Genomic DNA, 13239 nt, shown 5'->3' with positions numbered 1-13239 from the left:
ATGTGTACGGTTTGCGGTTGTTCAGAAGGTGAAGTTAAAATAGAAGGGCATGAGGGACACGCCCACGGGCATAGCCATGATCACACTCATATTCATGGGCATAGTCATGATCATTCACATGCCCACGGGCATCATCATCACGACCATGATCATCATCACCATCATGGCGACCATCATGGTGGACATAGTCACGACCATTCACACGCTCACAGTCATGAAGACCAGCATGACCACAGCGGCATTGAAAGTGATGGCGATAACATTCACTTCGGCAAAGGCCCTGCTCATGCCCATGTGGCAGGCCTTAGTCAAAGCCGAATGGTGCAAATTGAGCAGGATATTCTGGGTAAAAATAACCAGTACGCCGCGCAAAACCGGGTACGCTTTGAACAACAGTCGTTGTTTGTGCTCAATCTGGTTTCCAGCCCGGGATCAGGTAAAACCACCTTACTGACTGAAACCATTAACCGCATTAAAGACCGTTACACCGTAGGCGTAATTGAAGGCGATCAGCAAACGGCCAATGACGCAGACCGCATCCGCGAAACCGGCGTTCAGGCTATTCAGATCAATACCGGCAAAGGTTGCCACCTCGATGCGCACATGGTCGGTCATGCCATGGAGAACTTTTCCGGGATGACCGGCGGCGTGCTGTTTATCGAGAATGTCGGTAACCTGGTTTGCCCGGCCTCGTTTGATTTGGGCGAGGCGGCAAAAGTGTCGATTCTTTCGGTCACCGAAGGCGAAGACAAACCGCTCAAGTATCCGGATATGTTCCATGCGTCAGAATTGATGATCCTGAATAAAACTGACCTGCTGCCGTATCTGGATTTTGATGTCGAGAAATGCATTGAGTACGCTAAACGGGTCAATCCGGAAATCCGTATTATTCAGCTGTCAGCCAAAAGTGGCGAGGGCATGCAGGAGTGGCTTGATTGGATCAACACCAAGCGGGCAGCCATCATTGAATCGCGTATTCATCTTTTGCAACAACAGGTAGAGCAGTTTAAGGCAATCTTATAATGACCACATCTCAACGTCCTATTGTGTTATGCGTTGATGATGAAGTCCGTTCGCTTGAAACTCTTGAGCGAACTCTGGATGAAGAGTTTGACGTATTAACTGCCAATAGCGCCGACCTGGCGCTGGAATTACTGGAAAGCCATGACGTGCAGGTGATCCTGTGCGATCAGCGCATGCCGGATCGTACCGGTGTGGAATTGCTAACCGAAGTGCGGGATCGCTGGCCTCAGGTCGCCCGGCTTATTTTGTCTGGCTATACCGACTCAGAAGACATTATCAAAGGCCTCAACGAAGCAGGTATTTTGCAGTACATCACCAAACCCTGGCACCCGGAAAGTCTGCTAATGATTATCCGCAGTGCGTGCCGGATGTGCGCCTTACAAAGTGAGAATGCACTGCTGAATATGGAGATGCGTCTTACCGAAGAGCAGGCCGAGCAGCAGGTTAGTGAGAAAAAAGCCCATCTGCGTAATAGCTTTCAGCTTGAAGAGATAAAACGCCATGCGCAAAGCCCGCTGAATAAAATCTGTGACCAGGTCAGCAAAATTGCGCCTTATGATGTCTCGGTGCTGATCACCGGCCCATCTGGTGCGGGTAAGGAACTCTTTGCCAGGGCGCTGCATTACAACAGCTTGCGTTCAGACCGGCCGTTTGTGGTAGAAAACTGCGGTGCCATGCCCGATGAACTGTTGGCATCTGAATTGTTTGGCCACAAAAAAGGATCGTTTACCGGCGCGATTACCGACCATGTGGGTCTGTTTGAACAGGCTGATGGCGGCACTATTTTTCTGGATGAGATTGGTGAGATCAGCCCGGCATTTCAGGTTAAATTGTTGCGGGTTCTGCAAGAGCGTGAAATTCGCCGCCTCGGCGAGCAACAGCGCCGCAAGGTCAATGTGCGGGTAGTGGCTTCAACCAACCGAGACCTCGAAGAAGAAGTGCGCGCCGGCCGGTTTAGGCAGGATCTGTATTTTCGTTTAGCCGAAGTCACCCTGGAGCTGCCGGCATTGTCTCGCCGTACGATAGATATTCCGGTACTGGCAAACAGCTTTTTACAAACCGCCATGCATCAATTCGACAAGCCGGTAAAAGGTTTTAGTGAAGAAGCCATCGCCTGTATGAAACGGTACAGCTGGCCGGGTAACGTGCGTGAATTACAAAATGAGGTACGCCGCATGCTGGTAATGTGTGAAGGCGAATGGCTAACTGCAGACCTGCTCAATCCGCGGGTCTTAAGAGCGGCGCCTGGCGGAGAGGATGAAGACATTGATATGTTTGCTGGCCTTGAAGGCACGCTAAAAGAAAAGGTTGAGCTGCTGGAAAAACGCATTCTGCGCGAGACGTTGATCCGCCATCGCTGGAATAAAAGCAGCGCGTCACTGGAACTGGGTTTATCGCGGGTAGGATTGCGTTCCAAGCTGGAACGCTACGAGCTTGAGAAATCCGGCGACTCAGAAACCAGTAAACAGCATTAAGGGGAATATCAGTATGTGTTTAGGGATCCCCGGCCAGATTGTCGCTATCAGCGATGAGGCCATGCAAACCGGTATTGTTCAGGTTTCCGGTGTTAAGCGCGAAGCCAATTTAAGTTGTGTGGTGCCAGTTGATGGTAACCTGCAATCTTTAGTAGGTAGCTGGGCGCTGGTGCACGTAGGCTTTGCCATGAGTATTATCGATGAGGAAGAAGCCCGGCGAACACTGGAGATTCTGGCTGAGATTGGTGAGTTACAGGAAGAGCTCGACGCCATGCAACAGGGTGCACAGGGATAACCGTGATGAGCGAGCCTACTGATAACCAGTCTGTTCTGTCGGCGCTGTACCCTTTTACTGGCCAGGCAGCAGCCGTTAAACCCAGCGATAAAGACGAACTGGGACGCGCTCTGATAGATTCTGTTCAGGCTAAAGCGCGTGACAGTATCACCGTAAAACAGGCTTTTTTTGACTGCCATAGCGAGACCTTGCTTTCGGCTGCCAAGCTTATTGCGACGACTTATACACAGCAGCGTAAACTACTCACCGCAGGCAATGGCGGTTCTTCCTGTGATGCCGCGCATCTGGCTGTAGAGTTTATGCACCCGGTTACTACCGGTCGCAAAGCGCTGCCCGCTATCAACTTATCTCAGGATACGGCGATGATGACGGCAGTGAGTAATGATGTGGGTACCGAACATGTCATCACCCGGCAGTTATCCGCGCTGGCCAGCCCCGGTGACACGCTGGTGGTGTTTTCCACCAGTGGCAACTCAGCCAACTTAATTGAAGCCTGCAAAAAAGCCCGGGCCATGGAGCTGAACGTGATTGCGTTTACCGGCCGAACCGGTGGCGAGCTGCAACGACAACAGCTCACCGATGTTTGTATTACCGTACCCAGCGACAGTATTCACCGTATTCAGGAGTGCCACCTGGCCTGTTATCACATTTTATGGGATCTGGTGCACAGCCTGCTGGCTGACAGCCGGTTGTCTCAGGAGAAGAAGTAATGAAGTTTGTAGATGAGTTTCGCGATCCCCAAATGGCCCGGCGAGTGCTTGAGCGCATCCATGCCGTGGTAGAGGAAATCCCTGCTACCGCGCAACGACCGTTACAAATAATGGAAGTGTGCGGGGGCCATACGCACTCAATCTTTCGCTACGGACTGGAAGAGTTATTACCCGATAAGATTGAAATGGTGCATGGGCCCGGCTGCCCGGTTTGTGTGCTGCCGATGGGAAGAGTAGACGACTGCGTTGCCATTGCTGAACAGCCTGATGTGATATTTACCACTTTTGGTGATGCCATGCGTGTGCCAGGCTCGAAAAAAAGCCTGCAGCAGGCCAATTCTGATGGCTGTGATGTACGTATGGTTTATTCCCCCATGGATGCACTGGATATTGCCCGTAAAAATCCGCATAAAAACGTGGTGTTTTTTGGGTTGGGTTTCGAAACCACTATGCCGAGTACGGCATTAACGCTACTACAGGCGGATAGGGAAGGCATCACAAACTTCTCGCTGTTCTGTAACCACATTACCATCATTCCAACCATCAAGGCGATTCTGGACTCACCAGATATGGTTATCGACGGCTTTTTGGGGCCTGGTCATGTGTCGATGGTCATTGGTAAAGCGCCTTATGAGTTTATTGCCAGTCATTATAAACGCCCGCTGGTGATTGCCGGTTTTGAGCCGCTGGATATTCTGCAGTCCATGCTGATGGTGGTAGAGCAAATCCGTGATGGCAAGGCGCTGGTGGAAAACCAGTACAAACGAATTGTTCCCGAGCAGGGTAACAATAACGCCCTTAAAGCCGTTGGTGAGGTGTTCGAGTTGCGCGAATTTTTTGAGTGGCGGGGCCTGGGCTCAATCGACCATTCAGGGGTACGCATTCGTGAAAAATTCGCCCGATTTGATGCTGAGCGCTTATTTGCCGTAGAGCCTGCCCACGTGGCCGATCCTAAAGCCTGTCAGTGCGGCGAAGTGCTCAAGGGCGTTCTTAAACCCTGGGAGTGCAAATTGTTTGGCGAGCAGTGCAACCCCGAAACGCCTATTGGCGCGTTGATGGTATCGACTGAGGGCGCTTGTTCCGCCTACTACAGCTACGGCAAAATCGACGTTAAACAAGCCGTGTAACCAACCGAGTAAGCAGTATGAATAAACCTAAACGGACCCTGCGGGCCAAAACCATCACCATGGCTCATGGCGCAGGCGGTAAAGCCATGCGCGATCTGATTGAAGATGTCTTTGTGGGGACCTTCGCTAATTCCGACCTGGAGCAACTGGAAGATCAGGCCCGCTTTAAATTGGCTGATTTGATGCAAAGTGGCGCACAACTGGCGTTTACCACCGATTCATACGTGGTAGACCCGGTAGAATTTCCGGGCGGTGATATAGGGTCGCTGGCGGTGAATGGTACGGTCAATGATATTGCCGTGTCTGGCGCGATCCCAAAGTATTTGTCCTGCGGTATGATTTTAGAAGAAGGGCTCGATGTTGAGCTACTGCGGCGTGTGGTTGCTTCAATGAAAGCTGCCGCTGATAAGGCCGGAGTGACTATCGTCACCGGCGACACCAAAGTGGTACCGAAAGGCAAAGGCGATAAAATTTTTATTAATACCAGTGGTATTGGGGTGATCCCTGAAGGTGTTGATATTTCAGCGTCTAACTGCCGGATTGGCGACAAAATTATAGTAAATGGCCTGATAGGCGATCATGGCGCGGCAATACTTAATGCCCGTGGCGATCTGGCGCTCGATGTGACACTGGAAACCGACTGCCAGGCGTTAAATGATTTGGTGCAAACCATGTTGAAAGTGTGTCCGGACGTTCACGCTATTCGTGATGCCTCCCGGGGCGGTGTTGCCACGGTGTTATGTGAATTCGCCGAGTCGTCTGAAGTCAGCATTCGTTTGGAGGAAGAGCAGATCCCGGTAAGAGATACTGTGCGCGGTGTCTGTGAGATCCTCGGTCTTGATGCGCTGTACTTTGCCAATGAAGGCAAGCTCGTCGCGGCAGTCCCGGCCGATAAAGCTGAGGCGGTGCTTGAGGCGATACGTAATCACCCGGCCGGTAAAGATTCAGCTATTATTGGTGAAGTCATTGAATCGAACTATAACCGCGTGCTGGTGAAGACACACTTTGGCGGCGAGCGTATTCTGGATATGTTGGTCGGTGAGCAATTACCGCGGATTTGCTAATCCGCAGGTTACCTGTTCAGTTATTGGTTCTTAGCAAATGTGACCGCTTCGTCTGAGTTAGTCTTGCCCGATACGTTGTCAAAAGCAGCCTGAGGCTCGCCGCTGGCCAGCAGGAGTCACAAAACACCTAAAAAGCTGCTTATGAAGCGGCTTTTAACCTGGATGTTAGCTCTTGTATAAACTGTTCTCTGTTTTTGGGCGAAACAAGCTTAAACCCGTTTTTCATTGTGATTTCAACCCGTTGAAGTGATAAAGCAGGGGCACTTAGCGGATTATTGCTTTTCTTAACTCCGGTTATTTGAGAATACAGCGCTTCCTGTTTGAAGAGCCCACTTTGAATCAGTACGCGATCTTCCGTTAACGTGTATTTACATGGCACTACCAGTAACAGAAACAATCCGGCGGTAAAAAATGCTGTTCCAAAACAAACGTAGCTACCTGCTCAGGGCGAGAGCATGAGTGCTCAAATTTCGTTCAACGCTACCAAACCCGCCGCTAACACCTTTTCCAAGTAATCAGTGCTGCCATGCGCACGCTTCTGTTTCCGTGGCACACTCGTTTTTCTGGTTGTCTCCGCACGAAGCATGTTCAAGGCAAGCTTCCTCGCTCCTGACAGTATTTCGGCGGCATTGCCACGATATATCTGGCATTCATCTTCTTTCATTGAGACATCAAGGACCCAATGAAGACTGTTTTCTACTGCCCAATGACTACGCACTGCGTTGGCAAAGCGTGCTTTAGTTAAAGCTGCTGAACTGATGTAGTACCGGTATTCCAAAGATGCTTTACCTTTTTTTGGCTGCCGATAGCTTAACGTAACGCCTATCGTTTTCAGCCCTTTCCATTCAGGAAACCTATTCACTAACGATGCCGCATCCATAACATGGTACGCTCTTGCTTCGCCTCGTCCATGATGTTTCTCCAGACAAATGACTTCTTGGTTTACAGCACCCGCAAGCTCATTGCGCACGGCATCATGAAGTTCCTTTTGATTACCTTTTAGAGCAAGAAGATAATCACCACCACTCTCTACAATCTTCTCCGCAATAGCAGTTTGGCAGCCCATCGCATCTATTGATATCAAGCAACCTTTGATATCCAGCAGGTTCAGTAAGGCTGGAATGGCTGTGATTTCATTCGACTTACTCTGGGTCTTAATTTGCCCCAATACCACATTATTTTCGGCTGCAAACGCATTCACCATATGGATGGCTGATTGCCTGTCTTCACGATTGTAAGAACCGCAAAGCCGCTTACCATCAATCGCAATTAACTGCCTGTCGGATAACTCGGCGACTGACTGCATCCAACCGATAAAGCAACGCTGGAATTGTTCGCTATCGACTCTTGATATCACACGAGCAATCGTGTCATGAACGGGCAGTCCATTTTTGAAAAGCCCTTTCTCGCGAAACCAGTCAAAGTGTAAATCACCAAAATCTTCAATGTCTTCCCAGCCTTTGGCACCAGCGATGGAAGCACACACGACAAGGAATAAAATATCAGTGAATAAATGTGCCACCTTAGCTGATTGACGAGGATCTTCTAACTCACTAAAAAGCTGTTCAAATGCACCTGTACCCATGACTCTCTCCGCAAAAGAGAGTATAAGATCACAGTCACTAAATTTCGTCCAGTTGTAATATCTCTTGTTAACTCAGTTGGTCAATAAATGTTCGTGATCTTGCCCTGGCTACCTGCTTTAGTTTGGTTATACATTAATAAGCCAAGTACCACAGTTAAAATAATAGAACGGCTATAAGCCACCAATCGACTTTTGAAAAATAAACACTCATCTTAGTTTATTCCTTAACTGCCAAACTGAACTTAATCAGGCACGGGATGACTAGCGAAGTTACCTGCGCTCCATGAGTTACTAATTAACAATATCACCCTACATCGCGAAGTTGTTATGCTCAACATTTTTCGCAAGATGCTTGGTTGCAGGTTCGATAGGAAGCTAAATTTTACAGTGTAAGACGGTGTGAGTTGACGAATATACTAAACAAAAAAGAGCCGGACATTTGTCCGGCTCCTGCCCATGGTATTCAATAATTGGTGTGGGTCACCTAAATTGAAAACAACGATACTCCCATCATTGCAATTACCAGCCCAATAACTCTGTTTGCAGAAGGGATGTTGCGCGAGACCAGTTTCGACACAGCAAAGCCCGCCGCTACCAGTGTGGCGCTGGTAACGAGGAAACCTGAAGCAAACAGATAAGGGACGGAGCCGGCGGTCTCGAGACCATGAGCAAAACCGTGAAACATTGCAAAACAGGCCGCCAGGCTAACCGCCAGGCCCTGAGTTACGTTCTTACGTGTGGCTATAAGTAAGCCGGTAATTACGGATGTCAGGACGATGCCTGTTTCCATAAACGAAAAGCTGAAACCTGCTAAGCCTAATGAAAAACCACCAATCAATAATGCAAAAAATGCGGAAAGCATGGCCTTGCATTGTTTACCTGCAAAACCTGACGTCCAGTAGCCCATCGCTACCATGGCAATAAGGTGATCCATACCCATCATGGGGTGCGACAAACCAGCCAAAAAAGCATTCTGAACCGTCTCGTGACCGGTATGCGCAAAGGCCGGTGCGGTGGTAGCAAGTGTGAGTAGAAGGCCGCTGGATATTTTTTGTGTACGTGTCATGTTTTTACCTTACTGCGAAATCGAACAGTTATTAATGCGTTATTGCTTGTATAGCTGCTTAACAACAACTTTATTGTAATGGCTACTGCTTTAGCATTTCCTGAACTTGCAAAACGGGTGCCAAACTAAAATTTACCGATTAAATTGTCGTAAGTCTATGAAATTAAGTTGTTTTGTTGTTTTTGTGTCGAACAGGCGAAAGCAGGGTGACTGGTAACTTGCTTGCCAGTTAGCAGGCAATTGGCAACTTCCTGTGCGCAGCGTAAAGGACTGTTATTACTTATCTATTTTCCTGCGCCACTCTCTAATGGGCACACTGTCTAATAAATAAAGAGGATATCGCCAAGTTCTCCCTGCAAATAGCGTTTAAACTCCGCTGCTTTGCTGGCGGGAAAAACAAAGCCAGGCGGATTTCCCGGTGTTGTTGGATTATAGGGGAGGGAAAAATAGCAATGTTCCCTCGTGGTTTCTAATGCCACCCGTGTCACTTTGTGGACCGGAATTGAGGTTGAGCCAAACTGAATATGACCGTTGTTAAATGTTACGTAATTTACCGGATCCATTACCGTGGCGTCGGGCATGGTTTTATACCACTTCACTATCCAAACCAGGTTAAAAACACCGAGCATCAGCAACAGACTGACTTCTTGTCTCACTATCCAAAGTATTGAGCCCACACATAAAGCGGCCAGGGCACCATACATTAATGTTTCTTTATTGATGGGATTGGATGAGGTCATTGATAAAGTCCGTTTTCATACATGGCTGCGGGTTAATAGAGGCCTGCTCTGGCGCTACTGCAACACTTAGCTATACTTATACCGAATTGCAGACAGACTATGCAATCTTTTAATCTCAGATTATAAAGCTCCCCGACGGTTTCTTTGAGCACGCAGATTTTCGATGTTTGGAACTTAGCCAAAAGGATAAGACAATTCCCCTCTATGTGTGTACGAAATATCTTACAAAGTCGTGAGATATTGTAGACTCTTACCTATGCTAATGACGTCTATAAATTTCTAGTGTATTGAAAAATATAAATTAAATTTAATTTTGTCAGTTTTTACCGGTAACGTTGACGCAAAAATTTCCCAGAGTGGATTAGCATTCCTCAGTCATAAGCGTACTTTGAATGTGTCACAAGGAAACACGACGAGTCAGGAAGACACACGGACGAACTTGGGATTGCTCAGGATGAGTAAGACAGGGTAAGGAACTCTGTTTAAGGATAAAGGACCGGTCGGGAAGGCCGAAAAGGACAACTCCGGGATGGAGAATGCTGTAGCAGGATGTACAGCTTATACAGGAATAATGGAAAGGGACCTGTTCAGGGAGAACAGCTCACGCAGGATGATGTGAGAAAAGAAGGAAAGGGGCGTATACGGATTTTAATCGGGAAGATTTTAGTCGCAAGGGATCGCTGAGAAGGAAACTCGAAATTCAGAGAAAACGATGACTTCGGTCATCGTTTTTTTATGCCTGCCGAAAATCGCCTGGTATTTATAACAGGCTGTCGAATTTTATAAGATACATAAAATCCGGTGTCTAACCCTGCCTGGTTATACTATCATCCCAGTTAAAGCCAACCGATATGAATCCTGACCATGGCAGACCGAGCAAAGACCGCTGAAGTATATCGCTACCAGACCGTCAGTGCACAGAAACTGGAAGAAGAGAGTGCGCTGCCAGCCGAATGTGCCCTGGCTATCAGCTATAATGACATCAGTTACGCGGTAATGATGGTTAGCCCCGATGACGTGAAGGATTTTGTGGTTGGATTTAGCCTGACTCAGGGCATTATTGATTCGCCGGGCCAGTTGCGTAGCATCAGTGTGACCTTTGAAGGAGAGCAGGGGGTGGCTGATGTGCAGCTTAGTCCTCGTGCCCAGTGGCAACTGAAGTCTTATCAACGCCGCCTGGCTGGCAGCTCGGGCTGCGGTATCTGCGGTACAGATGCGCTGAAATCGGCGTTACCTGAACTTGCTAAATTACCGGGTGCACTCTTGCCTGAAGTGTACGCCTTCACCAACCTTCGTCATCGTATCCGTGAGTATCAGCAGGCTCTGTATTCAGGTGGTGCGCAGCATGCCGCATTTTTTGTGACTAACGAGGGTCGCATCACATTGTGCCGTGAAGATATTGGCCGCCACAACGCCATGGACAAACTGATTGGTGCGCTGGCCTTATCCGACACACCCTTAACAAATGGTTTTATGGTGCTGACCAGTCGTTGCGGGCTTGAGTTAGTGCAAAAGGCTATTCGGGTTGGTCTGCCAACCCTGGTTACCTTATCTGCGCCTACCACCATGGCTGTGGAGTGGGCTAAACGGTATCAGCTTAACTTAATTCACTTACCCCACCACAGCGCTCCCAGGGTGTACCACAGTTCAGTGGCCGGTAACGCAGGCTAGTTGTGAGATACCGGAATGCGGTTATCAGGCTGTGCTTTCATCAGTTTAATAGCAATGTATTTGGAAGTGGGCGTGAATGACTCATCGCCATAGCTCTCCAACGGCACCAGACCGTTGGCTTCCGGAAAATAAGCGGCAGCCTGCCCCTGGGGAATATCGTAAGCCACCAGAGTGAAACCTTCCACGCGCCGTTCTCTGCCACCATGCCAAAGGGAAATCATATCGACTTTATCGCCTTCGTTAAAGCCCAGCCGGTTAATGTCCTCTGGGTTAACGAACACCACATAGCGCTGGCCAAATACGCCCCGATAGCGGTCATCAAGGCCATAAACCGTGGTGTTGTACTGATCGTGTGAGCGCAGTGTTTGCAGTATAAGATCCGGTGTTTCTCCGGCGGGGAATTGTGCAGAGAGTAATTGGCCGGGTAATGGATTGGCAGCAAAGCCGGCTTTCTGGTCAGCCGTGCGCCACGTTCTCTCAGATGCCGGGTTAGGTAAGTGAAATCCGCCCGGTTGGGTTAACTTCTCGTTAAAGCCGGTAAAGCCGGGGATGGTATCGGCAATCAACTCGCGGATGCGGCTGTAATCGTTGATTAGTGCGTCCCAGCCTACCGGATGATTACCTAATGTGGCTTTTGCCATTCCGGCTACAATCGCAGGCTCTGAGCGTAACAGCGCTGAGCCCGGAGGTAGTTGCCCATAGGAAATGTGTACCATCGAAAAGGTATCTTCTACCGTCACGCCTTGAGGCTGACCGTCCTGAATATCTGCTTCAGTGCGGCCCAGACAAGGCAGAATAAGCGCGGCTTTACCGGTAACCAAATGCGAGCGGTTGAGTTTGGTGCTAACGTGAACCGTAAGGTCGCACCGCTTAAGCGCTTCATGAGTACGCGGTGTGTCCGGGGTGGCCTGAGCAAAGTTGCCGCCCATGCCAATAAAGACTTTAGCGCGCCCTTGTTCCATGGCCTGAATAGCTTGCACCACGTTGTGACCAGGCTCTCGGGGGACTGAAAAGTTATAGCGTTCCTCCAGTGCATCGAGCAGCCATTGCGGTGGCTTTTCATCGATACCCATGGTTCTGTCGCCCTGCACGTTGCTGTGGCCTCGCACCGGTGATAATCCGGCACCCGGCTTACCCACATTGCCGCGCAGGAGTTGTACGTTAATAATCTCCTGGATAATAGCAACCGAGTGCTTATGCTGGGTGATCCCCATGGCCCAGCACATAATCACCCGTTCAGCCCGACAATACATGCTGGCCGCCAGGTAGATATCGTCTTTGCTGAGCCCCGACTGTTCAACGATGTCTTGCCAGGAAGTGGCATCAACCAGTGCCAGATAGTCATCAAGGCCGTTGGTATGACGGGCAATAAAATCGTGATCAAATATCGCCGGGCGGTTATTGGCCCGGGCTTCTCTTTCCCATTCCAGCATGCATTTGGCAATACCGCGCATTACCGCCATATCACCGCCTAACGCCGGGCGGAAATAAGCGGTGTTAGTGGGGGCATCACCATTGGTTAACATTTCCAGCGGATGTTGCGGATGCTGAAAACGTTCCAGACCACGCTCTTTAAGCGGATTAAAGCAAACCACCTGAGCGCCTCGCTCAACGGCTTCCCGTAACGGTTCGAGCATGCGTGGATGATTGGTGCCCGGGTTCTGGCCAAGAACAAAAATCGCATCGGCTTTGGCGAAGTCGTCGAATACCACGGTGCCTTTGCCTACGCCCACCGACTGTTTCATGGCGTGGCCACTGGCTTCATGACACATGTTGGAGCAGTCAGGAAAATTATTGGTACCCAAAGCGCGTACAAATAACTGATAAAGATAAGCCGCCTCATTACTGGTTCGTCCGGAGGTGTAAAACTCGGCCTCGTTGGGACTGGCCAGCTGGTTGAGATGTTGTGCAATTAATGCAAATGCATCATCCCAGCTGGTTTCTACATATTTGTCTGTAGCCGGATCGTATTGCATGGGGTGGGATAAACGGCCCTGGTCTTCCAGCCAGTAGTCGCTATGCTCTAAAAGCTTAGACACGGTGTAACGCTCAAAAAAAGCCGGGCCTACCTGGCGGCCTGAGGATTCCCAGTTAACCGCTTTAGCGCCGTTTTCGCAAAATTTCACCAGGCCATTTTCCGGTGATTCACCCCAGGCGCAGCCCGGGCAATCAAAACCATGGTCCTGATTGGTTTTGAGCATAGCGCGCAGGTTTTTCAGCGGCTTTTCGCTGGCGATCCAGCTTTTGGTGACGCTTTTTAATGCACCCCAGCCACCGGCAGGGGCGGTATATTTCTGAACAGACTTATCAGCCATTGCACTTCCTGATCCTGCCGGGTTCCAGGCCCGGCAGTTTTATTGTGTTTTATAGGGCACAGTAAAGCAGAAATTAACAATGGTAAGCAAACTTATATCCGTCAGTCCTGTATCTTTTTACGACCAGTGTCTTGCCATACCTTAAAAGAGGCTACTTGCTAAAAAGCT

At 49.4% G+C, this 13239-nt stretch carries 12 protein-coding genes; 7 read left to right on the top strand and 5 right to left on the bottom strand.

The annotated features are described in order from the left end of the window. Genes hypB through hypE form a run of 6 tightly spaced genes read left to right on the top strand, consistent with a single transcriptional unit; the run spans window position 1 to window position 5694 of the window. Window positions 1-1023 (top strand): hydrogenase nickel incorporation protein HypB, encoded by a 1023-nt coding sequence (hypB, locus tag AC566Q_RS17085; RefSeq protein WP_499608612.1) that lies wholly within the window; start codon window positions 1-3, stop codon window positions 1021-1023. Continuing rightward, entirely contained in the window at window positions 1023-2498 is a 1476-nt protein-coding gene (locus AC566Q_RS17080; protein WP_499608608.1) for a sigma-54-dependent transcriptional regulator, read from the top strand. The genes hypB and AC566Q_RS17080 overlap by 1 nt, the downstream gene beginning before the upstream one ends. A gap of 13 nt (window positions 2499-2511) precedes the next feature. After that, window positions 2512-2793, top strand: coding sequence for a HypC/HybG/HupF family hydrogenase formation chaperone (locus tag AC566Q_RS17075; protein ID WP_499608605.1), 282 nt, complete (start codon window positions 2512-2514; stop codon window positions 2791-2793). A gap of 5 nt (window positions 2794-2798) precedes the next feature. After that, the gene (locus AC566Q_RS17070; RefSeq protein WP_499608602.1) at window positions 2799-3503 is read left to right on the top strand and encodes a D-sedoheptulose-7-phosphate isomerase; all 705 of its coding nucleotides are present in this window, start codon (window positions 2799-2801) and stop codon (window positions 3501-3503) included. Next, entirely contained in the window at window positions 3503-4630 is a 1128-nt protein-coding gene (gene hypD / locus AC566Q_RS17065; protein ID WP_499608598.1) for a hydrogenase formation protein HypD, read from the top strand. The genes AC566Q_RS17070 and hypD overlap by 1 nt, the downstream gene beginning before the upstream one ends. 17 nt (window positions 4631-4647) lie before the next feature. Then, entirely contained in the window at window positions 4648-5694 is a 1047-nt protein-coding gene (hypE, locus tag AC566Q_RS17060) for a hydrogenase expression/formation protein HypE (RefSeq protein ID WP_499608595.1), read from the top strand. Window positions 5695-5833: 139 nt separating this feature from the next. Here hypE and AC566Q_RS17055 read toward each other — a convergent pair whose 3' ends face one another. The 4 genes from AC566Q_RS17055 to AC566Q_RS17040 form a co-directional block, all read right to left on the bottom strand. Then, on the bottom strand, window positions 5834-6073 hold the full coding sequence (locus AC566Q_RS17055) for a PH domain-containing protein (protein ID WP_499608591.1): 240 nt from the start codon (window positions 6071-6073) through the stop codon (window positions 5834-5836). Window positions 6074-6157: 84 nt separating this feature from the next. Further along, window positions 6158-7279, bottom strand: a complete 1122-nt coding sequence (locus tag AC566Q_RS17050; RefSeq protein ID WP_499608588.1) for an ISAs1 family transposase — start codon at window positions 7277-7279, stop codon at window positions 6158-6160. A gap of 484 nt (window positions 7280-7763) precedes the next feature. Continuing rightward, a complete protein-coding gene (locus AC566Q_RS17045; RefSeq protein ID WP_499608585.1) occupies window positions 7764-8345 on the bottom strand; it encodes a HupE/UreJ family protein in 582 nt (193 codons plus the stop codon). Between the two features lie 320 nt (window positions 8346-8665). After that, a complete protein-coding gene (locus AC566Q_RS17040) occupies window positions 8666-9085 on the bottom strand; it encodes a hypothetical protein (protein WP_499608583.1) in 420 nt (139 codons plus the stop codon). 864 nt (window positions 9086-9949) lie between these two features. Here AC566Q_RS17040 and AC566Q_RS17035 point away from each other — a divergent pair. Beyond that, window positions 9950-10756 (top strand): formate dehydrogenase accessory sulfurtransferase FdhD, encoded by an 807-nt coding sequence (locus AC566Q_RS17035; protein WP_499608579.1) that lies wholly within the window; start codon window positions 9950-9952, stop codon window positions 10754-10756. Here AC566Q_RS17035 and AC566Q_RS17030 read toward each other — a convergent pair. Beyond that, window positions 10753-13071: an FdhF/YdeP family oxidoreductase gene (locus tag AC566Q_RS17030; protein WP_499608576.1), complete on the bottom strand. Its 2319-nt coding sequence runs from the start codon at window positions 13069-13071 to the stop codon at window positions 10753-10755. The genes AC566Q_RS17035 and AC566Q_RS17030 overlap by 4 nt on opposite strands. Window positions 13072-13239 lie beyond the last annotated feature (168 nt).

This window comes from Alteromonas sp. H02 (genome assembly GCF_059682525.1).
The sequence above is the reverse complement of the archived record's forward strand: the minus strand, read 5'-3'. Positions and strand labels throughout refer to the sequence as shown.